The following is a 24,545-nucleotide window of genomic DNA, read 5'->3' as shown; positions in this document are numbered from 1 at the left end:
AGGCTCCCTATGGATCCCAAGCCGCATTTCGAGACCCTCGCCCGCTACAACCGCTGGGCCAACCGCCGCCTGTACGACGCCGCGGCCCAGTTGTCCGATGCGCAGTTCCGCGAGGATCGCGGCGCCTTCTTCGGCTCGACGTGCGGCACGCTGAACCACATCCTGGTCGCCGACCGGGTTTGGCTGGAGCGGATCGAGGGCAGCGGGCCGAAGCCGTCGTCGCTCGACGAGATCCTGCATGACGATTTCGCCGCGTTGCGCGCCGCCCGCGAGGCGGAGGACGAGCGCATCCTGCGCGTGGTCGCCGCGACTCCGGCGGAGCGGTTCGAGTCGGTCCTCTCCTACCGCAGCATGGCCGGCGCGCCCTATGAACTGCCCTTCGCCCAGATCCTGACCCACGTCTTCAACCACCAGACCCATCATCGCGGACAGGCCCACACGCTGCTGGGCCAGTTTGGGCTGGCGACTCCGGTGCTGGATTTCGTCTATTTCCTGCTGGAGTCGAAATGAGCCGCCGCATCACCGACATCGCCGCACTGGAAGCCCTCTATGGCGAGCCGGCCACCGCCTCCATCGCCAAGGAGGTGCCGGCGCTGACCCCCGGCTATCGCGCGCTGATCGAGGCATCGCCCTTCTTCGTCCTCGCCACCAGCGGGCCGGGCGGGCTGGACGCTTCGCCGCGCGGCGACGGGCCGGGCTTCGTCCGGGTCGCGGACGACCGAACCCTGCTGGTCCCCGACCGCCGCGGCAACAACCGCATCGACAGCCTGCGCAACATCCTGGCCGATCCGCGGGTCGGGCTGCTGTTCCTGGTGCCGGGCCTGAACGAGACCCTGCGCGTCAACGGCCGCGCCGTGATCGATACCGCCCCCGCGCTGTGCGACAGCTTCGCCGTCGACGGCAAGGCGCCGAAGTCGGTGCTGGTGGTCACCATCGAGACGGTGTTCTTCCAGTGCGCCCGCGCCCTGCTGCGCTCCCGCCTGTGGGACCCGACGGCCCAGGTGCCGCGGAGCGACCTGCCGTCGGTGGGCGCATTGCTGGCGGAGGCCAGCGCCGGACGCGAGGGCGGCGACGCCTATGACCGGTCGCTGGCCGAGCGGATCCCGAAGTCGCTCTACTGAACCGCCACCGCTATTGCGCGGCAAGCCTGCCGACGGCCGGCAGCTTTGCGCCGTCATCGGGCAGCCTGATGGTGAAGACCGAGCCCTCGTCGCGCACGCTCTCCACCGTCAGGGTTCCGCCATGGGCGGCGACGATCTTCTGCGTCATATAGAGCCCCAGCCCCGACCCCTTGGTCCCACGCGAGGACGAGGCGCGGAAATAGATCGAACCGATGCGCTCCACCTCGTCGGGGCTCATGCCGCGACCCCGGTCGGCGACGCGGATGACGATGCCGCTCCCATCCTCGCCGGCGCTCACCCGGACCGGCGTTTCCGGTGGCGAGTAGCGCAGCGCGTTCTGCACCAGATTGCCGATCGCCACCCCCAGGAACGGCGCGTCGGCCAGAAGCGCGCGGTCGGGGACCTCCACCGACAACTCCAGACGCTCTTCCGCCTCCGTCCCCGTCAGGCCGGCCCGAACCTCCTCCAACAACTGGCCCAGCGCCACCGGCTCCGGCTTCAGGGCCAGCGCCCCCTGGTCCAGCGCGTCGGCGGACAGGAACAGCTCCACCAGTTCCGCCATCTTGCGGGTGGTGTTGCGGATGCGCTGCAGCCGGGTCACCGCCGACGGTGCCTCCACCGCGCCCGACAGCTCGATCATCTGCGCGGCGCTGTCGATGGAGGCCAGGGGGGTGCGGAACTCGTGCGACAGCATGGCGACGAAGCTGCGCTGCTCCTCCGCCCGCTTGGTGGCGAAGGCCGATTCCTCGCGGGCGCGCAGCCGCTCCGTCTGCAGGCGGCCGATGCGCAAGGCCAGACCGGTGCCCAGCACCAGCACCGCCAGCATCGAGGAAATCTGATAGGGATCGGCGACGGCGAAATCGGCCGGCAGGACGCCGCGCAGCGACATCTGCGTCAACAGCAGTCCGCCGAGCGAGATCAGCGTGCTGGCAAGGTAGAAGCGCGGGGTCGGGTCGCCGCGGTTCAGCCAAGCCATCCGCGCGGTCAGCACCAGCGCGACCACCACCACGATCAGCGCCGACACCGTCACGATCGGATTGGTCAGGGTGTAGAGCGGCGAAACCGTCGACGGCAGCATCAGCAGGGCCAGCAGCGCCAGCCCCTGGTAACAGCGGCGCAGCCAGGGCGCCCAGGTCCGCAGGTCGAGGATATAGACCCACATGATCAGCGCCGCGGCAAAGCCCAGGAAACCGCTGCTGCCCACCATCATGTTCATGAACCAGCCCGGCAGGTCCGGCAGCAGGGTGGCGGCGATGCCGTTGGCGAACAGGTAGTAACAGAAGACGGTGGCGACATAGCCGGTGTAGGCGAGCAGCGCACCGTCGCGCAGAAGCAGGCCAAGCGCGACATAGCCCAGGACCAGGATGCCCAGCACACCCAGGAACAGGCCCTGGAACAGCAGATCGGTCGTCTGGTGGCCGATATAGGCGGAGGGTGACCACACCCGCGCCGACAGGCGGATGGCGCTGACCGAATCGACGCGCAGATAAAGCGAGACCGGCTTTCCCTCCGGCAGGGTCAGCGGCAGGGCGTGCAGACGGGTCTTCATCGGCCGCTGGCTGAAGGGGACGAAATCGCCCAGCCGGACCAGCCGGTAGGCGGCAGGTTCCTGCGGCCGGCCCCCCGCCACCTTTGCCGCCGCCGTCGCCTTTGGAATGAACAGGTCGAGATGGTCGATATAGGCCTCGCCCATCTCCAGCAGCCAGTCCGCCGGGGCGCCGGGGGCGCGCATCAGGTCGAAGCGGTACCAATGGATGTCGCGGGTCTGGCCGGCGCCGCGGAAATCCTCCCGCGGCTCCATCCCTCCCTCGGCATCGGCGTTCAGAACGTCGGCGAAGTCCAGCTTGCGGTCGGGATCGATCAGCCGGGCGAAATGGCCGGCCAGAGTCGCGCTGGTGGTGGTGGGGCCAAGCAGCAAGGGCTCCACGGCCGCTCCCGCCGCATGCGCCACACCGGCGAACCACGGCAGGGCCGCCCAGAGCAGGACGAACAGCCTTGCGATCCGGGGAAGACGAACGGACATCGAAGCCGCGGGAGCCGCGTCGCATGCGCCGCCGACCGACCGCCGGGCCGGCAAACAGCCTTTCCCGCTTCCGCCTCCACGGCCGTTGTTCAAGTCCGTCGTCATAGCAAGGCATCAATAAAGCTAAAGTTTTAGGAAAAGATTAAGCTGGTATGTATTTTGTCCTCCGGAACCGCCATTCCTTCTTGAGCCGCCTCAGATGCGCGAGGGAGACAGCCTGAACTCCACGACGGCGTCGGTCGAGGCAAGGGCGCCGACCAGCGCCATCGGATCCGGATCGCCCTTTCCCTGCAGCACCAGCTGGCATTCGAACTGGCCGCTGCCGCTGGCGAGGTGAAAGGCCCAGTCGATCACCTCGAACCCGTGCGCCTTGGCCTGCGCCCGCAACGCCTCAGGCGGCGGCGCCTTGTCGCGCGGGAAGACCAGCGTCAGATGGACCACCGACTGATGGGGCAGCAGCCGTTCGACCGGTCGCAGCAGGCTCATCACCAGAATGGTCAGCAGCGCCGCCGCGATGGCGACCATATAGAAGCCGAGTCCGATGGTGATGCCGATGGCCGAGGTCGCCCAGATCGACGCGGCGGTGGACAGGCCGCGGATCGACAGACCTTCGCGCATGATGACCCCGGCGCCGAGGAAGCCGATGCCGGTGACGATGCCCTGGATCACCCGCGTCGGATCGCCGGCCAGCGCCGTCCCCTGCGCCGCCCCCTGCGTCCCGATGCCGCCATACCACATCGACGGGTAGGCGTTGACCACCGTCAGCGCGGCCGACGCCAGGCAGACCAGCCCATAGGTCCGCATCCCAGCCGCCCGGCCGTGATAGCTGCGCTCGTACCCCAGCAGCAGCCCGACCGCCAAAGCCCCCAGAAGATGCAGGAGAATCAAACCGTTGGTCGCCAGTTCGGCCGGCGACCAGTAGGAGCGCAGCAAGTCCATGGCCCATCCTATCGCAAACCGGAGCGTCCGGCTCATGCCCTCGGCGCCAGTCTAGCGCAGCCGGGGCCGGAGCGCCCGCGCGGCGCAAGGCGCCATTCCGTCACAGGGCGTGTATGGCCTCGCTTGACCTGGGTCAATTCCAGCCCGCCGGAAAGTACCGATACTAAGGGCCGAAAACCGGCACCTAAGGACCAGCCAAAAGGATTGGCACCTGAGCCGGCTCAAACCATTCCCGCCCGATCCATTCCCGCTCTGCCCGAGAGTGTCGCCATGAGGCCCATCCCCTCCCCCGTCCTGTCCCATCCGTCCGACCGGAAGGCGACCGACTCCGCGCCGGCCCCGACCCGCCGGGCCGAAGGGTTGATGTTCCTGTCGCTGGCATTCCTGGTCTGGCCGGTGATCGCCGTCGGCACCGTCTCCGCCTACGGATTCTCGATCTGGATGTACCAGCTCCTCACCCACTGAGTCCCCGATATGCCCCGCGCCCCAGAAGTCCACATCTCCAGCCTCGTGATCCAGCACAGCCCCGACCGCACCGACGCGGTGCGCGAGGTGGCGGCCTCCGTCGCCGGGCTGGAGTGGTGCGCGGCGGAGAACGGCAAGGCGGTGGTGACCCTGGTCACCGCCAGCGCGGCCGAGGTGGTCGACCGCATCGCCCTGCTGAACGCCGTCCCCGGCGTGCACAGCACCACCATGGTCTACCACCACTACGAACCCGCGGACGCGATCGACGCCGCCTGACGGCACCGCCATCCGGGCGCGCCGCATCCGCTCTTCCCGACCGAATTTCCTCCGAAACTGGAGTCTGCCTGCCATGTTCCTGTCCCGCCGCGATTACCTGAAGGCGCAAGCCGCCGCTGCCGCCGCCGCGGCGGCCGGAATCTCGCTGCCCGCATCGGCCGCCAACATCCTGACCGGTGAAGGCGCCAAGCTGAACTGGTCGAAGGCGCCCTGCCGTTTCTGCGGCACGGGCTGCAGCGTGATGGTCGGCGTCAAGGACGGCCGCGTGGTCGCCACCCACGGCGACGTGAAGGCCGAGGTGAACCGCGGCCTGAACTGCGTGAAGGGCTATTTCCTGTCGAAGATCATGTATGGCGAGGACCGGCTGAACCAGCCGCTGCTGCGCATGAAGGACGGCAAGTTCGACAAGGATGGCGAGTTCGAGCCGATCACCTGGGATGCCGCCTTCGACATCATGGCGCAGAAGTGGAAGGAGACCCTGAAGAAGAAGGGTCCGACCGCCGTCGGCATGTTCGGCTCCGGCCAGTGGACGATCTACGAGGGTTATGCCGCCTCCAAGCTGATGAAGGCCGGGCTGCGCTCCAACAACCTGGATCCGAACGCCCGCCACTGCATGGCGTCGGCGGTGGCCGGCTTCATGCGCACCTTCGGCATGGACGAGCCGATGGGCTGCTACGACGACATGGAGCAGGCCGACGCCTTCGTGCTGTGGGGCTCCAACATGGCGGAGATGCACCCCATCCTGTGGACCCGCGTCACCGACCGCCGCCTCAGCCACCCCGGCTGCAAGGTCGCCGTCCTTTCCACCTTCGAGCACCGCAGCTTCGACCTCGCCGACATCGGCCTGGTCTTCACCCCCGGGTCCGATCTGGCGATCCTGAACTACATCGCCAATCACATCATCAAGACCGGCCGGGTGAACAAGGAGTTCGTCGAGAAACACTGCAACTTCAAGCGCGGCCGCGACGACATCGGCTATGGCCTGCGTCCCGACAACCCCTTGGAGAAGAAGGCGAAGAACGCCGACAAGGCCAACGATTCCGATCCGATCACCTTCGACGAGTTCGCCAAGTTCGTCGAACCCTACACGCTGGACAAGGCGCACGAGCTGTCGGGCGTGCCGAAGAACCGGCTTGAGGCGCTGGCCGAGCTGTACGCCGACCCGAAGGTGAAGGTCGTGTCCTTCTGGACCATGGGCTTCAACCAGCATGTCCGCGGCGTCTGGGCCAACAACCTCGTCTACAACATCCACCTGCTGACCGGCAAAATCTCCCAGCCCGGCAGCGGCCCCTTCTCGCTGACCGGCCAGCCGTCGGCCTGCGGCACCGCGCGCGAGGTCGGCACCTTCTCCCACCGGCTGCCCGCCGACATGGTGGTGACCAACCCCGAGCACCGCAAACACGCCGAGGAGATCTGGAAGCTGCCGGAGGGGACCATCCCCGACAAGGTCGGCTACCACGCCGTCCAGCAGGACCGCATGCTCAAGGACGGCAAGCTCAACGCCTACTGGGTCATGTGCAACAACAACATGCAGACGGCCCCGAACACGGCGAAGGAGACCTTCCCCGGCTACCGCAACCCGGAGAACTTCGTCGTCGTCTCCGATCCCTACCCGACCGTCACGGCGCTGGCCGCCGACCTGATCCTGCCCACCGCCATGTGGGTGGAGAAGGAGGGCGGTTACGGCAACGCCGAGCGCCGCACCCAGCTGTGGCGCCAGCTGGTCGACGCGCCGGACGGCGCGCGGTCCGACCTGTGGCAGATCATGCAGTTCTCCAAGCGCTTCCAGATCGAGGAGGTGTGGCCGGAGGAACTGCTGAACAAGAAGCCGGAACTGCGCGGCAAGACCCTCTACGACGTGCTGTTCCGCAACGGTCAGGTCGACCGCTTCCCGCTGTCCGACCTCGACCCGAACTACAACAACTTTGAGGCCAAGGAAGCCGGCTTCTACGTCCAGAAGGGCCTGTTCGAGGAATATGCCGCCTTCGGCCGCGGCCATGGCCACGATCTGGCGCCCTTCGAACAGTACCACCAGGAACGCGGCCTGCGCTGGCCGGTGGTGGACGGCAAGGAGACCAAGTGGCGCTACCGCGAGGGCTCCGACCCCTACGTGAAGGCCGGCGAGGGCATGCGCTTCTACGGCAACAAGGACGGCAAGGCCAACGTCTTCGCCCTGCCCTACGAGCCGCCGGCCGAGGCGCCCGATGCCGACTATCCGTTCTGGCTCAGCACCGGCCGCGTGATCGAGCATTGGCACAGCGGGTCGATGACCATGCGGGTTCCCGAACTGCGCAAGGCCTTCCCCAACGCCGTGGTCTTCATGCACCCCGACGACGCCAAGGAGCTGAACGTCCGGCGCGGCCAGGAGGTGCGCGTCACCTCCCGCCGGGGCGAGGTGCGGGTGCGGGTCGAGACGCGCGGACGCAACAAGCCGCCGCGCGGCCTGGTCTTCGTCCCCTTCTTCGACCAGACGGTCCTCATCAACAAGGTGACGCTCGACGCCACCGACCCCATCAGCAAGCAGACCGACTACAAGAAATGCGCGGTCAAGATCACGCCCGTGAACGCCTGAGGAGTGTCGGCATCATGAAGACCCGTTTCCTGATTGCCGCGCTGGCCCTTCTGGCCGGCGTTCCGGCCCTGACCATCGGCGTCGCCACCAACGGCGTGGCCGCCGACAAGCCCGCGGTTTCCAGCGGCATCGTTTCCAGCGGCACCGGCACGGTCGGGGGGATCAAGGTCCCCTCCGCCAACCACCCGATCACGCTGGATGTCCCGGCCGAGGCGACCCACCGCGAGATCACCGACGACCAGAAGCGCGTGCGCAACTACGCCGACCAGCCGCCGCTGATCCCGCATGCCATCCGCGACTATCAGATCGACCTGAACATCAACAAGTGCCTGACCTGCCACGACCGCCGCAACACGGCCGGCTCGCAGGCGCCGATGCTGTCGGTCACCCATTTCCAGGACCGTGACGGCCAGACCCTGGGCACGGTGGCGGCGCGCCGCTACTTCTGCACCCAGTGCCATGTGCCGCAGACCGACGCCCAGCCGATCGTTCCCAACAGCTTCCAAGACTTCGACTCGGTCCTGGGCCATGCCCAAGGCGGCCAGAAATGACGATCCGCTCCGCCCTGCTGGGCCTCTGGCGGCTGTTCGCCCGTCCCAGCGTCCATTTCAGCCTGGGTTTCCTGACGCTGGGCGGCTTCATCGCCGGCGTCGTCTTCTGGGGCGGCTTCAACACCGCCCTGGAGGCAACCAACAAGGAAGCCTTCTGCATCAGCTGCCACGAGATGCGCGACAATCCCTATGAGGAGTTGAAGCAGACCATCCACTTCACCAACCGGTCGGGCGTGCGCGCCAGTTGCCCCGACTGCCACGTCCCGCACCAGTGGACCGACAAGATCGCCCGCAAGATGCAGGCATCCAAGGAGGTCTGGGGCAAGATCTTCGGCACCATCGACACCCGCGAGAAGTTCCTGGACAAGCGCCGCGAACTGGCCGAGCACGAATGGGCGCGGCTGAAGAACAACAACTCGCTGGAATGCCGCAACTGCCACAGCGCCGATTCGATGGACATCACCAAACAGAATCCGCGCGCCGCGAAGATGCACGAGACCTACCTGTTCACCGGCGAGAACACCTGCATCGACTGCCACAAGGGCATCGCCCACCGCCTGCCCGACATGCACGGCGTGGAGCCCGGCTGGAGCATGAAGACCAGCGCCAAGTAAGGATCAGTTGCTGCAACAGCCCCGTCTCCGGAAGGAGCGGGGCTGTTTGCGTTTCACGGGAAACGTGGGAGGCATTCGAATCAGACACCTACCCCAGCATCGCCACCACCCACAGAGCCAGCAGCGTCACCAGCACCGCCTCGCCCAAGCCCACCAAGCCGCGCAAACCCAGCGCCACCCACCAGCTCGCCCAATCGCGCCGGTGGCGGACCTCCTTCAGCAATCGCTCCTGGATGCCGGCGACGGTGCGGCGGGCCGACAGGCCGGCGATTCCGCCGACCAGCGCCACCACCCCTGTACCCAGCACGAAATACAGAGCGCCCTTCCAGCCGGCGAAATGATCGGGGTCGTTCAGGTAATGGCCGGCGCCGACGATGATCCACACCGCCGCCGGCCAGACGCCGACGATCTCCGGACCGGGTCCTTCTCCCTTTTGCCCTTCCTTCTGCCCCTCCCCCATCGCCGCCGCCCCCTCAGCCGCCCGGCACGTGGCGGTAGGCGAGCACGCGCGTTGCCGGACCACCCTCGACATCGGCCAGCGGCAGCAGCAACTCGACGAACTTCGCCCCCGGCAGCATCGGGTCATCGCGCACCAGCAGGCAGCGCGGCTCGCCGCTCTCCAGGCAGGCGCGCAGGTCGGACAGCCAGCGCTTCGCCGCCTGCTCCGGATGGCAGTCGCTTACCCGCCGCGTCGTCGGCCGTTCGGACAGCCGGCGTTGCAGGGCGCGGCCGCAGGATTTGTAGACGAAATCGGTGCCGTCGGCGGTCGGCTCCATCAGGGCGATGCGCGGCACGCTTTCGCGAACCTGCGAGGTGTCGATCTCCGTCGCCAGCGGCATGCGGCGCTTGCGCTTCAGCCGGAGCCAGTGGGTGTAGAGCACCCGGACCTGCGGCGACTGCTCCACGTCGATCGGGTCGGCCCGGCAGGGCGGCGGCGGCACGTCGAGCACCGGCGTCGCGACCGGCGCGTCGGCGAAGGCGGCGGCGGCCGGCACCGGTTGGGAGACGGGAGGCATCGGCCGCGAGGCCGCGGCGGTGACCAGCGTGTGCGCCTGTCCCGCCGGCGTGTGGCCGATCCGTCCGCCATGCTTCTTCAGCATCGGCAGCGGCGCCCAGGCGGTGCAGGTGTGATAGCCCTTGGTGACGCGGCGGTAGTCCTGGCTGCTGGCGGTGCGGCATTCGCCCTCCACCCCGTGGCGGGCGACGTACACCAGCGTGTTGTCCTCCGACAGCGCGCGCTCCCCGCCCCACGAGACGCAGGCTGCGCAGGCGCGGCTGTCCTTGGCGAAGGCGTGGCTCATCGGGGCGTATCTCCAAAGGGTATGCGAAACGGGAGAATGGGAATTGATGCGTCCCTTTCCCCATCGGTTCAAGGGCCGCATGGGCCGGAACTGTCCTGCCCGAGATTCAGTCATGCGAGGGTGGCATCCATGCCACCCCTTCCCCCCCGGCCCGGAACCCCCTATAAGGGGGCCTTGCACGACATGCCCATCCCCGCTCTCCGTCTCCGGTCCTCCGGCGCCGGGGGGTTTTCGGCTGACCACACTTCAGAGAAGCGGACCCATGCCCAAACGCACCGACATCAAATCCATCTGCATCATCGGCGCGGGTCCGATCGTCATCGGACAGGCTTGCGAGTTCGACTATTCCGGCGTTCAGGCGTGCAAGGCGCTGCGCGAGGAAGGCTATCGGGTCATCCTCGTCAACTCCAACCCGGCCACCATCATGACCGACCCCGGTCTGGCCGACGCCACCTACATCGAGCCGATCACCCCGGCCGTCGTCGCCAAGATCCTGGAGAAGGAGCGTCCCGACGCCCTGCTGCCGACCATGGGCGGCCAGACCGCGCTGAACACGGCGATGGCGCTGTCCGACGACGGCACGCTGGAGCGGCTCGGCGTGGAGATGATCGGCGCCAAGCGCGACGTCATCGCCAAGGCCGAGGACCGCATCCTGTTCCGCGACGCCATGGACAAGCTGGGCCTGGAATCGCCGAAATCGCGCATGGTCCGCACTCTGGACGAGGCGATGGACGCGCTGGAGATCGTCGGGCTGCCGGCGATCATCCGTCCCAGCTTCACGCTGGCCGGCACCGGCGGCGGCATCGCCTACAACCGGGCGGAGTTCGAGGACATCGTGCGCGGCGGCCTGCGCGCCAGCCCGGTCGGCGAGGTGCTGATCGAGGAATCGGTGCTGGGCTGGAAGGAATATGAGATGGAGGTCGTGCGCGACGGCGCCGACAACTGCATCATCGTCTGCGCCATCGAGAACATCGATCCGATGGGCGTCCACACCGGCGACTCGATCACGGTCGCGCCGGCGCTGACGCTGACGGACAAGGAATACCAGATCATGCGCAACGCCTCGATCGCGGTGCTGCGCGAGATCGGGGTGGACACCGGCGGGTCGAACGTCCAGTTCGCGGTCAACCCGGCCAACGGCCGCCTGATCGTGATCGAGATGAACCCGCGCGTGTCGCGCTCCTCGGCGCTGGCGTCGAAGGCCACCGGCTTCCCGATCGCCAAGATCGCCGCCAAGCTGGCCGTCGGCTACCGCCTGGACGAGCTGACCAACGACATCACCGGCACCACGCCCGCGAGCTTCGAGCCGACGATCGACTATGTCGTCACCAAGATGCCGCGCTTCACCTTCGAGAAGTTCAAGGGGTCGGAGCCGCTGCTGACCACCTCGATGAAGTCGGTGGGCGAGGCGATGTCGATCGGCCGCACCTTCCAGGAGTCGGTGCAGAAGGCGCTGCGCTCGATGGAGACCGGCCTGACCGGCTTCAACGAGCTGAAGATCGGCGGGGAGGAGAACCCGGACCGCACCGCCATCCGCGGCGCGCTGGCCACCCCGACCCCCGACCGCCTGCTGGTGATCGCCCAGGCCTTCCGCCACGGCTTCACCATCGACGAGGTGCAGGCCGTCTCCAAGTACGACCCGTGGTTCCTGGAGCAGATCAAGGAGATCACCGACCGCGAGGCGGCGATCCGCGACGGCGGCCTGCCGACCGACAAGGCCGGCTGGCTGAAGCTGAAGCAGATGGGCTTCTCCGACGCCCGCCTGGCCGAGCTGGCCAAGACCAGCGAGGCGGCGGTCGCCGCGGCGCGCCGCATGGCCGGCGTCACCCCGGTCTACAAGCGCATCGACACCTGCGCCGCCGAATTCGCGTCGGCCACCCCCTACATGTACTCGACCTACGAGACCGACGGGACCGGCGAGGCGGAGTGCGAGTCCGAGCCGACCGAAGCGAAGAAGGTCGTCATCCTCGGCGGCGGTCCGAACCGCATCGGCCAGGGCATCGAGTTCGACTATTGCTGCGTCCATGCCGTCTACGCTCTGCAGGAGGCCGGCATCGAGACCATCATGGTCAACTGCAACCCGGAGACCGTCTCCACCGACTACGACACCGCCGACCGCCTGTATTTCGAGCCGCTGACGGCCGAGGACGTGGTGGAGCTGGTGCGGGTCGAGCAGCGCAACGGCACCGTGCTGGGCTGCATCGTGCAGTTCGGCGGCCAGACCCCGCTGAAGCTCGCCGCCGCGCTGGAGGCCGCCGGCATCCCGATCCTGGGCACCTCGCCCGACGCCATCGATCTGGCCGAGGACCGCGAGCGCTTCCAGAAGCTGCTGCATGAGCTGAACCTGAAGCAGCCGGCCAACGGCCTCGCCCGCTCGCTGGAGGAGGCCGAGGCGGTCGCCACCCGCATCGGCTTCCCGGTCGTCATCCGTCCGTCCTACGTGCTGGGCGGCCGGGCGATGGAGATCGTTCACGACATGGCCGGGCTCCAGCGCTACATGGGCACCGCCGTGCAGGTGTCGGGCAAGAACCCGGTGCTGATCGACAGCTACCTGCAGGACGCCATCGAGGTCGACGTCGACGTCGTCTGCGACGGCACCGACGTCTATGTCGCCGGCGTGATGGAGCACATCGAGGAGGCCGGCATCCATTCCGGCGACAGCGCCTGCGCCCTGCCGCCCTACACGCTGCCGGCCGACATCATCGCCGAGATCAACCGCCAGTCGGACGCGCTCGCCCATGCGCTGAAGGTGGTCGGCCTGATGAACGTGCAGTTCGCGGTCAAGGACGGCACCGTCTACATCCTGGAGGTCAACCCGCGCGCCAGCCGCACGGTGCCCTTCGTCGCCAAGGCCACCGGCACCGCCATCGCCAAGATCGCGGCCCGCGTCATGGCGGGCGAGAAGCTGGGCGCCTTCACCCTGAACGGCCCGACCCCGCCGCACACCGCGGTGAAGGAAGCGGTCTTCCCCTTCGCCCGCTTCCCCGGCGTCGACATCGTGCTGGGTCCGGAGATGAAGTCGACGGGCGAGGTCATGGGCCTCGACCACAACTTCGCGCTCGCCTTCGCCAAGGCGCAGCTCGGCGCCGGCGTCACCCTGCCGGTCAAGGGCAGCGTCTTCGTCTCGGTCAAGGACCACGACAAGCCGGCGCTGGCGGTGATCTCCAAGAAGCTGCACGAGATGGGCTTCCGCATCCTCGCCACGTCCGGCACCGCCAAGGTGCTGAACGATGCCGGCGTGCCGGCGGAGACCATCAACAAGGTGGTGGAAGGGCAGCCGCACATCGTCGACGCCATGATCAACGGCGACGTGCATCTGGTCATCAACACCACGGAAGGCGCCCAGGCGCTGGCCGACAGCTTCAGCCTGCGTCGCACCGCGCTGACCTACAACATTCCGTATTACACCACCGTAGCGGGAGCACGCGCGGCGGTGGAAGCGATTGCCGCACTCCGGAACGGCAGCCTTGAAGTCGCCCCGTTGCAGTCGTACCTTAGCGGATCGTATTAAGGACGGACGACGGCGCGGCGGACCTCCTCCGCGCCGTCTTCGTCCTTGATGTCGCTTTGGACAGGTCGAACGACTGCAAGCGGTGATGGACCGAACATGGAAAAAGTTCCGATGACAGCGGCGGGCTTCAACCGCCTCCAGGAGGAATTGAAGCACCTTAAGATCACCGAACGCCCGGCGGTCATCAAAGCAATCGCGGAAGCCCGCGAACATGGCGACCTTTCGGAAAACGCCGAATATCACGCGGCGCGCGAACGTCAGAGCTTCATTGAAGGCCGCGTCCTGGAGCTTGAGGACAAGATCAGCCGGGCGGAGGTCATCGACCCGGCCAAGCTGACCGGCAACACCGTGAAGTTCGGTGCGACCGTGACCCTGGCCGACCAGGACACGGATGAGGAGACGACCTATCAGATCGTCGGCCAGGACGAGAGCGACATCAAGAACCGCCTTCTGTCGATCCAGGCGCCGCTGGCCCGCGCCCTGATCAACAAGGCCGTCGGCGACAGCGTGGAGGTCTCCACCCCCGGCGGCTCCAAGCTGTACGAGATCGTTTCGGTCGAGTTCCGTTGATGATGTTTTCCCCTCTCCCCGCGGGGGAGAGGGGACATCAGGCGTACATCACCCCCTGAGCTTCTCCTTGAAGAACTCCATCACCCGCCGGATCGCGTCCGAGCGGGCGTCTTCGTTCGTGCCGACATGGGCGGTGCCGCCGGGGGCGGTGGCGAGGTCCTGGCGCTTGCGCACCGGGGCGTCCGGCGCATCGAAGCCGTGATAGGCGTCGGGATAGACCACCAGATCGACCTTGTCCTTGACCCCGTCGCGGCCGGCCAGCTCGACGCAGCTCTCCGGCGGGGTCCAGTCGTCCTTGCCGCCGATCAGCAGCAGCAACGGGCCGTCGGGTTGCCAGTCCTCGTCGCTCAGCGGCGCCCTGCAGCCGGGGTAGAAGGCGACGGCGGCGCGGAAGCCGCCCTCCTCCGTCCCGGCCGGCCCATCCTCGCCCGCCCCATAGGCGGCCAGCACGGTGCCGGCGCCCTGCGACCAGCCGATCAGGCCGATGCGGGCATGGTCGACCTCCGGCCGCTTGCGCAGGAAGGCCAGCGCCCCCCAGGCGTCGCGCTTGCGCTCCACCGTGGCGCGGACGGTGCGGTCCTTCAGCGCGGTGGTGCAGACCTCCTCCACATCGCGCGGACCGAAGCTGTCGACCATCAGCACCTCGAAGCCCTGCCGCTGCAGGTGGGTGGCCCACCAGACATGGCGCGGCGACACCCGGCCGTTGCGGGCAAAGAGGCCGCCGCAGCCATGCAGCATGACCACCGCCGGATGCGGGCCGTTGCCGGCGGGGCGCAGCAGCCGGCCGCTCAGCATCGTCGGCGCGCCACCGGTCAGATCCCCATCGACGGACGGGAAACGCACGATCTCCTCGGCATGGACGCCGACGGCGGCCTGCGCCGGCCCCGCCAGCGCCAATTGTCCAAGAGCCGTCAACCCGATACCGGCACACAACGCCGCGCCCAACACAGCCGCGCGACCGCGGGCGGAAGCCTTCATTCTGCAACGTCCCCGACGTCCGGCGCCGGCCACGACGGCGGCGCTCGCGGTTGCAATATTAAACCTCCGCGGTGCGGAAGACCATGGGCGCCCCGCAATTGTCTCCATCGCCGGGATTGGGTGTCGGTGGCTTCCCTGCGGCGGCTGCCTTGCGGCGGCGTTTGCGCTAGGGTGCGGGACCATGACCGAATCCCCCTCCCCCTCTCCCGCTCCGCCCTTCGGCGCCTTCTGTCTCTATTGGCTGCGGCTGGGGCTGACCAGCTTCGGCGGGCCGGCCGGGCAGATCGCGATGATGCAGGGCGAGTTGGTCGACCGCCGCCGCTGGATCGATCAGACCCGCTTCCTGCATGCGCTGAACTTCTGCATGCTGCTGCCGGGCCCGGAGGCCCAACAGCTCGCCACCTACATCGGCTGGCGGATGTATGGCGTGCGAGGCGGGCTGGTGGCGGGTGGGCTGTTCGTGCTGCCCGGCGCGCTGGTGCTGCTCGCCCTGTCCTGGATCGCCGCCGCCCATGGCGACGCCGGATCGGTCGCTGCGCTGTTCGACGGCATCAAGCCGGCGGTGGTGGCGATCATCGCCGCCGCGGTCTGGCGGATGGGCCGCCGCACGCTGAAGGGGCCGGCGGCCGTCGCCATGGCCGGAGCCGCCTTCCTGGCGCTGTTCGCGCTGCACCTGCCCTTCCCACTGGTCATCGGCGCGGCGGCGGTGGTCGGCGGCGTGGCGGCACGCATGGGCCGCCATTGGTTCGCCCACCCGCATCCGCTGGCCGACGGCGATGCCGGCCCGGCGGAGCCGGCGCCGGGACGCGGCCGGCTGGCGGCCCTTGCGGGCCTGTTCGTGCTGCTGTGGCTGGTTCCGGTCGGAGCGGTCCTGCTGGCCTTCGGTGCCGATCCCTGGCGGGGCATCGCGGCGCTGTTCACCAAGGCTGCCTTCGTCACCTTCGGCGGCGCCTATGCCGTGCTGCCCTACATCGCCGGGCAGGCGGTGGACGCCTATGGCTGGCTCGGCCCGCGCGAGATGGTCGACGGCTTGGCATTGGCCGAGACGACCCCGGGTCCGCTGATCCTGGTGACGCAATATGTCGGCTTCTTCGCCGGCTGGAACCGGCCGGGCGCGCTGTCGCCGGCGCTGGCGGGGACGCTGGGGGCGGCGCTGACGACCTACCTGACCTTCCTGCCCTGCTTCCTGTTCATCTTCGCCGGCGCGCCCTATGTGGAGCGGCTGATCCACAACCGTCTGGCCACGGGGGCGCTGGCCGCCATCGCCGCGGCGGTGGTGGGGGTGATCCTGAACCTGGGTGTCTATCTGGGTGTGGCTGTGCTGCTGCCGGACGGCCAGACGGCCGGGCACATGATCTGGACCTGGGCGATCATGCTGGCCGCGCTCTATGCGCTGACCCGCCGCAACATGGCGATCCACTGGGTGGTGCTGGGGGGAGCGGCGGCGGGCCTGCTCCAGGCGCTCGCCGCATCTTCCCTATAAAACGAAACGCCGACCCCGCTCAGCGCCGGTTGGCGCGGGCGGGCGTCTCGGCCTCGTTCTCGACGAAATCCTCGTCCTCGTCGTCCTCGGTCCCTTCCGGAATGTCGGGCGAATCGACGTCGATGGGAACGCCAGGGGTATGCTTGCTGGTGCGGATCGACAGGGCCGACTTCACATGGGCGACGTTGGGGGCCGCCGTCAGCTTGGTCGTCAGGAAGCGCTGGTAGTCGTCCCAGTCCTCCGCCACGATCTTCAGGATGAAATCATATTCGCCGGCCAGCATGTTGCACTCACGCACCAGCGGCCAGCTGTTGACGAGCTCCTCGAATTTCTTTAGGTCCGCTTCGGCCTGGCTGCTGAGGCCGACCTGGGCGAACACCGTGACGCCGAACCCCAGTGCATCGGGGTTGACGTCGGCGTGGTAGCCACGGATGAATCCCGCCTCCTCCAGCGCGCGGACGCGGCGCAGGCAGGGCGGAGCGGAGATGCCGGCACGTCGGGCAAGCTCCACATTGGTCATCCGGCCGTCGTTCTGCAGATCACGCAGAATCCGACGGTCAATTCGGTCGAGTTTGACCCGCCGCATGGTTTACTCGGTCGCTCCGGGGGTGATTTGGAGAAAGGATATTACACGGGCATGGTGTCTACGCCAAGACGGAAACCCCCGCAAGGGCGAGCAACCCGGATAACGGTCTTTTCGCCGCAATCCCCTTCGCAGCCTCAACGATCCGAGTTCTCATGCAACCTTTGATCTGCTGGGTGGTGTCGGACGGCAAGGCCGGCATGGAAAACCAGTGCATCGGCCTGGCGGAGTCGCTTGGCCTGACCCCGGTCGTCAAGCGCGTCCACCTGCGCACGCCCTGGCGCCAGCTGACCCCCTACTGGCGAATCGGCAACCGCTTCGCCGCCGGTCCGAAGGGCGATCCGGTGGAGCCGCCCTGGCCCGACGTGCTGATCGGCACCGGGCGGCAGTCCATCGCCGTCTCGCTGGCGGTGCGCCGCCAGTCGGGCGGCCGGACCTTCACCGTCCAGATCCAGGATCCGGTGATGAACCCGCGCCGGTTCGACCTCGTCGTCGTGCCGCGCCACGACAAGCTGCGCGGCGACAATGTGCTGGTGACCCGCGGCGCCCTGCACCGGGTGACTCCCGCCATCCTGGCCGACGCGGCACAGCGATTCGCTCCACGGCTGGCCCATCTGCCGCATCCGCGCATCGCCGTGCTGATCGGCGGCGACAACGGCGTCTACCGCCTGACGCCCACCATCATGGGCGACGTGGCCGAACGGCTGGCCAACCTGACGCGCAGCCACGGCGCCGGGCTGATGGTCACCCCGTCGCGCCGCACCGGCGCCGACAACGAGGCGATCCTGCGCGCCCGCCTGTCCGGCCTGCCGGCGGAGGTGTGGGACGGCACCGGCGAGAACCCTTACTTCGCCTATCTCGGCCTCGCCGACGCGGTGGTGGTGACCTGCGACAGCGTGTCGATGACGTCGGAGGCCTGCTCCACCGGCAAGCCGGTCTATGTGATCGAGCTGGAGGGCGGATCGCCCAAGTTCCGCGCCTTCCATGACGGGCTGTACCAGGACGGCATCACGCGGCCCTTCGACGGCTCCCTGGACCATTGGGACTATGCGCCGCTGAACGAGACTGAGGTGGTGGCCGACGAGGTGCGCCGCCGCCTGTCCCTGCACCGGAAGCGCTTCGGCCTGTCCTGATGACGCCGGCGGGGTGCGGCGCGACCAATGCGCGCACCCCGCTGGTAAGACCGGTTTGGGTGCGGAGTTCCGCCGTGGGCCATGCCATAAGCGCTGGCGAACCGGCCGTCTCCGAAAAGCACGGTCCGGGGCCGTCCTTCCATCCGGAACTTCGCCGCCATGACCACCCCCGACGCCGTTTCCGCCTCCTTTCTGCGTTGCCTGGAAAACAGCCGGCTGTTCGACCAGCCGTACAATCACTGGCTGCTGTCCGAGGCACTGCCGGAGGAGTCCGCCGACGCCATCGCCGACCTGCCCTGGGGCCCGCCCCCGGTGTCCGACACCTACGGCAAGCGCGAGACCAACAACGCGTCGCGCACCTATTTCGGCGAGGAGAACCGCGGCAGGTACGCGGTGTGCGAGACGGTGGCCCAGGCCTTCCAGAGCCGCCCGGTGGTGGACGCGATCCAGAAGACCTGCAACGTCGACCTGACCGGCACCAGCCTGCGCATCGAATATTGCCAGGACACCGACGGCTTCTGGCTGGAGCCGCACACTGACATCGGCGTCAAGAAATACACGATGTTGATCTATCTCTCGAAGGGGCCGAACTGCTCGCACTGGGGCACCGACGTGCTGGACGGGAGCCGGACGGTCGTCGCCCGCGCGCCCTACGCCTTCAACGAGGGGCTGATCTTCATCCCCGGAAGCAATACCTGGCATGGGTTCGAGAAACGTCCGATCGACGGTGTGCGCAAATCGATCATCGTCAACTATGTCGGCCCCGAATGGCGGGCGCGGCAAGAATTGTGCTTCCCAGACAAACCTGTTGCATAAAACTTCCGTCGTGATTAAGTGACGCCGGTTTTGGGGGGCAAAGCCATCGTCGGCACGCTCTTTGGGAGTTCCGTAGCCATGTCCATGCTTGATCTGGACAAATTCCGCGCCACCCCCCTGCAGCACGATCCCTATGATTTCCTGTGCGTTCCGGGTTTCGTGAAGCGGGAGTTTCTTGAAGAGCTGCACCGCGACTATCCCAAGGTCGACAAGCCCGGTTCGATCCCGCTGGGCGTCTTCCCGCAGGGGCCGAGCTTCGACCGGATGATCGGCGAACTGAAGGGGCCGGAGGTCTGCAAGGCCTTCTCCGACAAGTTCGATCTGGATCTGTCGAAGTATCCGACCATGTTCACGGCGCGCGGCATGTGCCGGCCGACCGACGGCAAGATCCATCCGGATTCGGCCAGCAAGGTCATCACCGTGCTGATCTACATGAACCCGCCCTGGGAGGCGACCGGCGGCCGCCTGCGCATCCTGCGCTCCCAGAACCTGGAGGATTACGCCGCCGAGGTCCCGCCGGAGGAAGGCACCCTGATGTGCTTCCGCCGCAGCGACACCTCCTGGCACGGCCACTATCCCTTCGAAGGCCAGCGCCGCGCGATCCAGATGAACTGGGTCAAGGGCAGCGTCTATATCTGGCACGAACAGTGGCGCCACCGCATCGGCGCCTGGGCGAAGGGCGTCTTCGGCGGCCAGCAGTCGGCAGGTTATTGAGGGAAAGGCCGAGGGGGTGGGCGGGCTGCCGCGCCCCCTCAGTCGATCAGATCCTCGACCTCGCGGATGCGGCCATTGTCGATCATGAACTGGACCAGTTCCGGGCGCTGCTTGCCCAGCGTGCGGTGACGCTGGCGGACGGCGGCGACCAGATCGCCGTTGCGGCCGAGGATGTCGTCGGCGAACTCGATCATGCGCAGGTTGGGCCAGGTCTGGGCGCGGATGCCCACCACCGTCCCCACCGCATCGGCCGCCGGAAGGTCGGGGCGCGCCTGGGCCAGGATCATGGTCAGCGCCGCGGTGGACCGCGACACGCCGGCATGGCAGTGGACCAGCAGATGGCGGCAATCCACCGGCTCGGCCAGCAGATCGCGGCCGAAGGCCAGGATACGCTCCACATCCGACCGTTCCGGCGCGATCTGGCCACGGGTCGGTTCGATGACGTCGTGGAAGCGCAGTTCCAGCCGCTCATGCTCGCCGTAATCGCCGAACTCGCTCGGCTCCGTCATCTCGGGGTCGAGGATGGACAGGACATGGCTGACCTTGCCGCCGCCGAAATTGCAAAGCTCGCTGAGACCGCAGACGGTCAGGCCGAAAGGCACGAAATCGCTGGCCATCATTCTCTCGTTCGATTGCGGAGGGAAGAAAACAGGGATCCGGGCAAGGAGCTGGGAAGCCGTATTTGGCACCCGGCGCCGCAGCGCCGTCAACCCGGCGGTCAGGTCAAAGAATGTTGAACAGGTAGAGCAGGAGGATGATGGGGATCGGAATGCCGACCAGCCACAGCAGAATACCGCGCACGAAGCCTCTCCTTCCGTCGTTGCAACGGGCGATGCGGCCGGCCGGAGCCGGCCCTCTCACCCGTCATCAACGGCTCAAACCGCCGGTTGGTTGCAGCGGCGGAAAGAACGCTCAGGCTTCGTCATCCCCCTCGTTATCGGAAACGGCCGGGCCGGCGCCCTCTCCGGCCGGCGGCGTCGCCGACGTGGGGATCGGGCGCGGACGGCGGGTGCGCAGCTTCTTCAGCAGCAGCGAGAAGGGCTTCAGCGCGGTGTCCATGATGGTCTGGTCACCCTCCAGCCGCGACAGCAGGAAGGCGCCGGCCTCCAGGGTGGAGACGCTGTCGCGCCGCGGCTCCTTGCGCGCCTGCCCATAGAGCGAGCGGAACTGCGGGTTCAGCACGATGCGGCGGCATTTCAGCAGCCATGCATTGCGCCACCACAGGGTCTTGGCCTGGCTCCAGGTGCCGTCCAGGACGATGACGCCCTCCAGATCCTCCAGGATCCCGGCGCTGTCGCGGAGGGGCTGGCCGTCCTTGTCGACCACCGCCACCTCCGGCCGGGGAGCGCCGCCGTCCTTCACCGGGCCGAGATACAGCACGCCCCAGCGCTTGGGATCGACCTCCCGCCCCAGGATGCGCTTCAGCCCCGGCCAGCTCAGCCCGACCTTCACCATGGAATTGGCGAACTGCAGATGGGCGATCTGGGCGGTGCCCAGATTTTCCCGCTTCTCCTGCGGGTGCTGCAGGATCAGCAGGAACACTCCGTTGTTGATCGGCTGCACTGCCTCGCAAATGCACAGATGATTAGGTTTTAGGCAGGTCGGACAGGAATCGGGTGCGGAGGCGCTGTGCATGGGAGGTACGCATTCCTTGAAGAGGATTGGCCCCGAATATGGGTTGGAACGGCACGGAAGGGAACACATCTCACACAGGACGGCGGCGATGCCCGATCGAAGGGCGATGGCCGCCACGGCGTGTACGACAGATCCCCCCAGAGTCCCTCGTGTCATACCGGTTCATGTGGGTTCAAGTGGCTTCGTATAAACCGTTTGTAGAGACTTCCTCGTGTGTCATGGAACTTGTGTGACGCGCTTAACAGCTGGCCTGGAACTTGCGTAGTTAATATCCAGGCAAACAGGACGACGGGTGGGCCAGGACCGGCCTTAGTCAGGCTGATCCACGGTGCCATCCGGCGCTCAGAAGGAGACCTGCCATGCTGCCCGCCCACCTTGCCGACCGCCTGCTGAAGCAGCGCCGCGATGCCGACAGCGCGGAGTTCGCCCGCCAGCTGCCGCTCTACGCCCCGCTGGACGCGGATGACCCGCGCTGGATGACCGAGCCGGACGGGTCGGAGCAGCCCGCCCGCCGCGAACCCGACTGGGCCACCAACTACTGATTCGGCGCTCAGCGGGCGATAGCCGGTTTAGCGCGCGATAGCCGGTTTGCGGTGATCCGACAAGCGACCCTGTCGGTTGTCGGACATCGAGTCCAGGGCCATCGAGTCCAGAGCTATCGAGTGCCGGGCCGGCCATAGCCCCGAGTCGCTTCGCGCGGCCTGCCCAAGGCCGCTTCCATCCTCTTTCCCCACGTCGCGCCAGCCCTCTCCGTCCCAGGAAAGGGTCCAGTGGCCCGGGCGACCGCCCCGGCAACGCTCCAGCGCGACGGACCAGCGCGGTCTTCCCAGCCCCGGCGGGCCTCCGGCCGGGCGCGGGGCCGCATCCTCCTCCCCATCCAGGCTGGGTGCCGCATCCAGGCGCCAGCGGGTCACCGCGGCGCTGAGTCCCTCCGTCCGCCGGTTGCGTCCACCCGACGCGCCCGCGCTCAAACCCGCGCTCAGGTCCAGCAGGAAGCCGGTCACCCCCGACGACTCGGCGGCGAGCTGCAGCCGCCGGCTGGCGGTGAGGTCCAGCCCCTCCAACTCGCCCAGCACCGCCGACAGGGCGGAGCAGCGCAACGCCTCCTCCATTGCCCACAGCGCATCGACCGGCCGCACCGCCCGCACCGCCACCAGCCGGTCCGGCGTCAGCCCATAGGTCGCCAGCCCCGGGGCATACAGGTCGCGCCCGCGCAGGATCCACAGCGCCGGCGTTCTCGGCGTCGCCAGCCGGGCCAGCAGCGCCGCGGCGAAACCGGTGCCCGCCCCCGGATCCTGCGCCGCCACCGCATGCAGACAGCCCAGCGGCAGCCCACCGTCGGGCAGATGGGCGTCGACCGGGTCGATGCCGAACGGCAGGATCCTCCCCCCCTCCCCGCCCGCCCCCTCGATCCGCCGGATGCGCGCGCGCAGATCGGCCAGCACCCCAGCACGATCGCGCGGTGCAGCCTCCGCGGACGGGGAAGGGGACGACAGGACAGGCATGACTCGGCTCCGCTCGACAGGCATATGTTCCTGATATGTTCTATCATGGAGCCATGTCGAGGGGGAGTCTGCGACTCCTGTCTTGTCCTGTGACCGATTGCCCGAAGGCTCGCCGACCTCTCAGGTCAATTGGCGATGGGGGTGACGCCGATCTTGCTGCGCGGGGCGGCCTTGATGGTCGGGCCGGCATTGTCGGTCGGCTTGGCCAGGGTGCTGGAGGTGCCGCGGCTGCCACGCGGCGTATTGCTTTTCAGGCTGAGCAGATGCAGCCGGACATAGGCGGTGGACCCGCCGGCCTTCACCGCCACCCAATCGCTGTTGCGCACCCGGCCCAGCGTGGTCACCGCCTGGCCCGCCCCCAGCGTGGCGACGACGCCCGCACCGGCGGACGGCTGGGCGTGGAGCGGAGTCGGCTTGTCCACCTGCCATTCCCCATAGATCGGTTCCAGCCCCGTCCCGGTATCGGGCGCGGTGCGCACGGTCGGCGGATTCGGAATCCGCTGGTACGGCATGCAGCCGGGAACCATCAGCGTGGCCAGGGCCACCATCAGCGGAAGGGAACGCACACGCCGGATCATCGCTCACCTTGATATGGATCGGTGATTTGCAGGAAGGGCGAAAGGGGTTGGCAGACAGGAGCAATGGACCTTCGGCGCGACCATACAGGAGGTGCCCCCCTCTTCGCCACCGCAGCACACCCAACCTCGCTATGCGCTTTTTGGGGCACGTCGCCCAGACCAAAAAAATTAACGCAAATCCAATCTTTCTCGCACCGCCCCAGCGCAGGAGTCCGGCCGCGTGCCCCGTATCTTGACCATCACGACGGCACCTTACGGGGGCATCCGGCCATGATCTCCTCCCTCGGCAGTTCCAGCACCGCGGCGACGCTCCAGAAATTCTTCTCCAAGGCGGATGCCAACAGCGATTCGTCGCTGTCCAAGGACGAGCTTCTCGGTGCGCTCGGCGGCACCTCGGCCGCGTCCGACAGCGACAAGCTGTCCTCGGCGGTCGACAGTCTGGTCGGCAGCCTGGACAGCGACAAGAACGGCTCGCTCAGCGCGACGGAGTTCAGCTCCTTCTCCAGCCAGTTCGACTATGGCAGCGGCAGCGCCCTGCTGGCGGCGCAGGAGCAGGCGAGCGCGATGCAGCAGCAGTTCGCGCAGAACCTCTATTCCAGCCTGGACAGCGACAGCAGCGGCGGCATCAGCGCCGACGAGCTGACCTCGGCCCTCACCTCCGCGGGCCAGTCGTCCACCGACGCCTCGTCGCTGTTCAGCAGCCTCGACAGCGACGAGGACGGATCGGTTTCCGAGGACGAGCTGAGCAGCGCGCTGAAGCAGGCCGACACCAACCGCCCGCCGCCGCCTCCCCCGCCTCCCGCCAACGACAGCGGCACGGCCAGCGCTTCGGAGAGCACGTCCGACAGCAGCAGCGGCGCGTCGGCAACGTCCTCCGCCTCGTCTTCGGGCAGCACCGCGTCGGCGGGCGGCACGACCAGCTACGACCCGCTGGACACCAACAAGGACGGCTATGTGTCGGAACAGGAACGGATGGCCGCCTATGGCGGCGGCACGCAACAGCAGGCGGGCGGCGTGACGTCCAACCGCCTCAGCGGCGACGTGCTGCGGACATTGATGCAGGGCATCAACGAGGTTGCCGCGTAGCCTTGTGGGTTCGGATGCGCGGCACGGGAAAAGGCGGTCGGCGGGTGGCGCCGACCGCCTTTTCTTTTTTTAAGAACGGCCCTCAGACTGC

General features: G+C 67.8%; 25 protein-coding genes. 15 read left to right on the top strand and 10 right to left on the bottom strand.

Annotation, left to right across the window (positions count from 1 at the left end):
• Positions 1 to 9: 9 nt before the first annotated feature.
• Together FZ938_RS06635 and FZ938_RS06630 are read left to right on the top strand one after the other, a co-directional pair.
• Positions 10 to 510 carry a DinB family protein gene (locus FZ938_RS06635; protein ID WP_149197821.1) on the top strand — a complete coding sequence of 167 codons (501 nt, stop codon included), beginning with the start codon at positions 10 to 12 and terminating at the stop codon, positions 508 to 510.
• On the top strand, positions 507 to 1,121 hold the full coding sequence (locus FZ938_RS06630; RefSeq protein WP_149197820.1) for a pyridoxamine 5'-phosphate oxidase family protein: 615 nt from the start codon (positions 507 to 509) through the stop codon (positions 1,119 to 1,121). Before FZ938_RS06635 ends, FZ938_RS06630 begins: the two co-directional genes overlap by 4 nt.
• Before the next feature lie 10 nt (positions 1,122 to 1,131).
• Here FZ938_RS06630 and FZ938_RS06625 read toward each other — a convergent pair whose 3' ends face one another.
• Both FZ938_RS06625 and FZ938_RS06620 read right to left on the bottom strand, forming a co-directional pair.
• Positions 1,132 to 3,144, bottom strand: coding sequence for a sensor histidine kinase (locus tag FZ938_RS06625; RefSeq protein WP_149197819.1), 2,013 nt, complete (start codon positions 3,142 to 3,144; stop codon positions 1,132 to 1,134).
• Positions 3,145 to 3,339: 195 nt separating this feature from the next.
• Positions 3,340 to 4,083, bottom strand: a complete 744-nt coding sequence (locus FZ938_RS06620; RefSeq protein WP_149197818.1) for an MgtC/SapB family protein — start codon at positions 4,081 to 4,083, stop codon at positions 3,340 to 3,342.
• 270 nt (positions 4,084 to 4,353) lie between these two features.
• Between FZ938_RS06620 and FZ938_RS06615 the strand changes: the two genes are divergently transcribed.
• From FZ938_RS06615 to FZ938_RS06595, 5 genes are all read left to right on the top strand, one after another.
• Positions 4,354 to 4,548, top strand: coding sequence for a periplasmic nitrate reductase, NapE protein (locus FZ938_RS06615; protein ID WP_109075229.1), 195 nt, complete (start codon positions 4,354 to 4,356; stop codon positions 4,546 to 4,548).
• A 9-nt stretch (positions 4,549 to 4,557) separates the two neighbouring features.
• Positions 4,558 to 4,824: a chaperone NapD gene (locus tag FZ938_RS06610; RefSeq protein WP_149197817.1), complete on the top strand. Its 267-nt coding sequence runs from the start codon at positions 4,558 to 4,560 to the stop codon at positions 4,822 to 4,824.
• Positions 4,825 to 4,897: 73 nt separating this feature from the next.
• Positions 4,898 to 7,396 carry a nitrate reductase catalytic subunit NapA gene (gene napA, locus FZ938_RS06605; RefSeq protein WP_149197816.1) on the top strand — a complete coding sequence of 833 codons (2,499 nt, stop codon included), beginning with the start codon at positions 4,898 to 4,900 and terminating at the stop codon, positions 7,394 to 7,396.
• Between the two features lie 14 nt (positions 7,397 to 7,410).
• Entirely contained in the window at positions 7,411 to 7,947 is a 537-nt protein-coding gene (locus FZ938_RS06600; protein ID WP_174757210.1) for a nitrate reductase cytochrome c-type subunit, read from the top strand.
• On the top strand, positions 7,944 to 8,561 hold the full coding sequence (locus FZ938_RS06595; RefSeq protein WP_149197814.1) for a cytochrome c3 family protein: 618 nt from the start codon (positions 7,944 to 7,946) through the stop codon (positions 8,559 to 8,561). Before FZ938_RS06600 ends, FZ938_RS06595 begins: the two co-directional genes overlap by 4 nt.
• A gap of 88 nt (positions 8,562 to 8,649) precedes the next feature.
• On the opposite strand, the gene FZ938_RS06590 is transcribed toward FZ938_RS06595, so the two are convergent.
• Positions 8,650 to 9,021, bottom strand: a complete 372-nt coding sequence (locus FZ938_RS06590) for a hypothetical protein (RefSeq protein ID WP_149197813.1) — start codon at positions 9,019 to 9,021, stop codon at positions 8,650 to 8,652.
• Positions 9,022 to 9,034: 13 nt separating this feature from the next.
• The gene (locus FZ938_RS06585) at positions 9,035 to 9,862 is read right to left on the bottom strand and encodes a PAS domain-containing protein (protein ID WP_149197812.1); all 828 of its coding nucleotides are present in this window, start codon (positions 9,860 to 9,862) and stop codon (positions 9,035 to 9,037) included.
• 262 nt (positions 9,863 to 10,124) lie between these two features.
• On the opposite strand from FZ938_RS06585, the gene carB reads away from it, so the two are divergent.
• Both carB and greA read left to right on the top strand, forming a co-directional pair.
• On the top strand, positions 10,125 to 13,373 hold the full coding sequence (gene carB, locus FZ938_RS06580) for a carbamoyl-phosphate synthase large subunit (protein ID WP_149197811.1): 3,249 nt from the start codon (positions 10,125 to 10,127) through the stop codon (positions 13,371 to 13,373).
• A gap of 96 nt (positions 13,374 to 13,469) precedes the next feature.
• Positions 13,470 to 13,943: a transcription elongation factor GreA gene (gene greA, locus FZ938_RS06575; protein WP_085090382.1), complete on the top strand. Its 474-nt coding sequence runs from the start codon at positions 13,470 to 13,472 to the stop codon at positions 13,941 to 13,943.
• A gap of 48 nt (positions 13,944 to 13,991) precedes the next feature.
• Here the strand turns inward: greA and FZ938_RS06570 are convergent, their stop codons facing one another.
• On the bottom strand, positions 13,992 to 14,921 hold the full coding sequence (locus FZ938_RS06570) for a dienelactone hydrolase family protein (protein ID WP_246457680.1): 930 nt from the start codon (positions 14,919 to 14,921) through the stop codon (positions 13,992 to 13,994).
• Positions 14,922 to 15,102: 181 nt separating this feature from the next.
• On the opposite strand from FZ938_RS06570, the gene chrA reads away from it, so the two are divergent.
• Positions 15,103 to 16,404, top strand: a complete 1,302-nt coding sequence (gene chrA / locus FZ938_RS06565; protein ID WP_149197809.1) for a chromate efflux transporter — start codon at positions 15,103 to 15,105, stop codon at positions 16,402 to 16,404.
• A gap of 19 nt (positions 16,405 to 16,423) precedes the next feature.
• On the opposite strand, the gene FZ938_RS06560 is transcribed toward chrA, so the two are convergent.
• On the bottom strand, positions 16,424 to 16,990 hold the full coding sequence (locus FZ938_RS06560; RefSeq protein WP_149197808.1) for an Lrp/AsnC family transcriptional regulator: 567 nt from the start codon (positions 16,988 to 16,990) through the stop codon (positions 16,424 to 16,426).
• Between the two features lie 152 nt (positions 16,991 to 17,142).
• On the opposite strand from FZ938_RS06560, the gene FZ938_RS06555 reads away from it, so the two are divergent.
• The 3 genes from FZ938_RS06555 (at position 17,143) to FZ938_RS06545 (ending at position 19,650) form a co-directional block, all read left to right on the top strand.
• The gene (locus tag FZ938_RS06555; protein ID WP_149197807.1) at positions 17,143 to 18,120 is read left to right on the top strand and encodes a mitochondrial fission ELM1 family protein; all 978 of its coding nucleotides are present in this window, start codon (positions 17,143 to 17,145) and stop codon (positions 18,118 to 18,120) included.
• Positions 18,121 to 18,279: 159 nt separating this feature from the next.
• Positions 18,280 to 18,936: a 2OG-Fe(II) oxygenase gene (locus FZ938_RS06550; protein WP_149197806.1), complete on the top strand. Its 657-nt coding sequence runs from the start codon at positions 18,280 to 18,282 to the stop codon at positions 18,934 to 18,936.
• A gap of 78 nt (positions 18,937 to 19,014) precedes the next feature.
• Complete coding sequence (locus tag FZ938_RS06545; RefSeq protein WP_149197805.1) at positions 19,015 to 19,650, top strand: 2OG-Fe(II) oxygenase; 636 nt, start codon at positions 19,015 to 19,017, stop codon at positions 19,648 to 19,650.
• Between the two features lie 38 nt (positions 19,651 to 19,688).
• Here the strand turns inward: FZ938_RS06545 and FZ938_RS06540 are convergent, their stop codons facing one another.
• Both FZ938_RS06540 and FZ938_RS06535 read right to left on the bottom strand, forming a co-directional pair.
• Entirely contained in the window at positions 19,689 to 20,267 is a 579-nt protein-coding gene (locus FZ938_RS06540; RefSeq protein WP_149198587.1) for a tyrosine phosphatase family protein, read from the bottom strand.
• A 295-nt stretch (positions 20,268 to 20,562) separates the two neighbouring features.
• Positions 20,563 to 21,213, bottom strand: coding sequence for a DTW domain-containing protein (locus tag FZ938_RS06535; RefSeq protein WP_246457676.1), 651 nt, complete (start codon positions 21,211 to 21,213; stop codon positions 20,563 to 20,565).
• Positions 21,214 to 21,644: 431 nt separating this feature from the next.
• On the opposite strand from FZ938_RS06535, the gene FZ938_RS06530 reads away from it, so the two are divergent.
• The gene (locus tag FZ938_RS06530) at positions 21,645 to 21,827 is read left to right on the top strand and encodes a hypothetical protein (protein ID WP_149197804.1); all 183 of its coding nucleotides are present in this window, start codon (positions 21,645 to 21,647) and stop codon (positions 21,825 to 21,827) included.
• Between the two features lie 27 nt (positions 21,828 to 21,854).
• On the opposite strand, the gene FZ938_RS06525 is transcribed toward FZ938_RS06530, so the two are convergent.
• A complete protein-coding gene (locus tag FZ938_RS06525) occupies positions 21,855 to 22,790 on the bottom strand; it encodes an ImuA family protein (RefSeq protein WP_246457673.1) in 936 nt (311 codons plus the stop codon).
• 125 nt (positions 22,791 to 22,915) lie between these two features.
• Complete coding sequence (locus tag FZ938_RS06520) at positions 22,916 to 23,356, bottom strand: SH3 domain-containing protein (protein WP_246457671.1); 441 nt, start codon at positions 23,354 to 23,356, stop codon at positions 22,916 to 22,918.
• Between the two features lie 282 nt (positions 23,357 to 23,638).
• Between FZ938_RS06520 and xopAW the strand changes: the two genes are divergently transcribed.
• A complete protein-coding gene (xopAW, locus tag FZ938_RS06515; RefSeq protein WP_174757209.1) occupies positions 23,639 to 24,454 on the top strand; it encodes an EF-hand domain-containing protein in 816 nt (271 codons plus the stop codon).
• The last annotated feature ends 91 nt before the right edge of the window (positions 24,455 to 24,545 follow it).

The sequence above is a fragment of the Azospirillum oryzae genome (genome assembly GCF_008364795.1).
In the GTDB taxonomy this organism is placed as follows: Bacteria; Pseudomonadota; Alphaproteobacteria; order Azospirillales; family Azospirillaceae; genus Azospirillum; species Azospirillum oryzae.
The sequence above is the reverse complement of the archived record's forward strand: the minus strand, read 5'-3'. Positions and strand labels throughout refer to the sequence as shown.

Coding starts and splice junctions, on each gene's coding strand:
- FZ938_RS06635 (WP_149197821.1), top strand. CDS start 10: ATGGATCCCAAGCCGCATTTCGAGACCCTCGCCCGCTACAACCGCTGG.
- FZ938_RS06630 (WP_149197820.1), top strand. CDS start 507: ATGAGCCGCCGCATCACCGACATCGCCGCACTGGAAGCCCTCTATGGC.
- FZ938_RS06625 (WP_149197819.1), bottom strand. CDS start 3,144: ATGTCCGTTCGTCTTCCCCGGATCGCAAGGCTGTTCGTCCTGCTCTGG.
- FZ938_RS06620 (WP_149197818.1), bottom strand. CDS start 4,083: ATGGACTTGCTGCGCTCCTACTGGTCGCCGGCCGAACTGGCGACCAAC.
- FZ938_RS06615 (WP_109075229.1), top strand. CDS start 4,354: ATGAGGCCCATCCCCTCCCCCGTCCTGTCCCATCCGTCCGACCGGAAG.
- FZ938_RS06610 (WP_149197817.1), top strand. CDS start 4,558: ATGCCCCGCGCCCCAGAAGTCCACATCTCCAGCCTCGTGATCCAGCAC.
- napA (WP_149197816.1), top strand. CDS start 4,898: ATGTTCCTGTCCCGCCGCGATTACCTGAAGGCGCAAGCCGCCGCTGCC.
- FZ938_RS06600 (WP_174757210.1), top strand. CDS start 7,411: ATGAAGACCCGTTTCCTGATTGCCGCGCTGGCCCTTCTGGCCGGCGTT.
- FZ938_RS06595 (WP_149197814.1), top strand. CDS start 7,944: ATGACGATCCGCTCCGCCCTGCTGGGCCTCTGGCGGCTGTTCGCCCGT.
- FZ938_RS06590 (WP_149197813.1), bottom strand. CDS start 9,021: ATGGGGGAGGGGCAGAAGGAAGGGCAAAAGGGAGAAGGACCCGGTCCG.
- FZ938_RS06585 (WP_149197812.1), bottom strand. CDS start 9,862: ATGAGCCACGCCTTCGCCAAGGACAGCCGCGCCTGCGCAGCCTGCGTC.
- carB (WP_149197811.1), top strand. CDS start 10,125: ATGCCCAAACGCACCGACATCAAATCCATCTGCATCATCGGCGCGGGT.
- greA (WP_085090382.1), top strand. CDS start 13,470: ATGGAAAAAGTTCCGATGACAGCGGCGGGCTTCAACCGCCTCCAGGAG.
- FZ938_RS06570 (WP_246457680.1), bottom strand. CDS start 14,921: ATGAAGGCTTCCGCCCGCGGTCGCGCGGCTGTGTTGGGCGCGGCGTTG.
- chrA (WP_149197809.1), top strand. CDS start 15,103: ATGACCGAATCCCCCTCCCCCTCTCCCGCTCCGCCCTTCGGCGCCTTC.
- FZ938_RS06560 (WP_149197808.1), bottom strand. CDS start 16,990: ATGCGGCGGGTCAAACTCGACCGAATTGACCGTCGGATTCTGCGTGAT.
- FZ938_RS06555 (WP_149197807.1), top strand. CDS start 17,143: ATGCAACCTTTGATCTGCTGGGTGGTGTCGGACGGCAAGGCCGGCATG.
- FZ938_RS06550 (WP_149197806.1), top strand. CDS start 18,280: ATGACCACCCCCGACGCCGTTTCCGCCTCCTTTCTGCGTTGCCTGGAA.
- FZ938_RS06545 (WP_149197805.1), top strand. CDS start 19,015: ATGTCCATGCTTGATCTGGACAAATTCCGCGCCACCCCCCTGCAGCAC.
- FZ938_RS06540 (WP_149198587.1), bottom strand. CDS start 20,267: ATGGCCAGCGATTTCGTGCCTTTCGGCCTGACCGTCTGCGGTCTCAGC.
- FZ938_RS06530 (WP_149197804.1), top strand. CDS start 21,645: ATGCTGCCCGCCCACCTTGCCGACCGCCTGCTGAAGCAGCGCCGCGAT.
- FZ938_RS06525 (WP_246457673.1), bottom strand. CDS start 22,790: ATGCCTGTCCTGTCGTCCCCTTCCCCGTCCGCGGAGGCTGCACCGCGC.
- xopAW (WP_174757209.1), top strand. CDS start 23,639: ATGATCTCCTCCCTCGGCAGTTCCAGCACCGCGGCGACGCTCCAGAAA.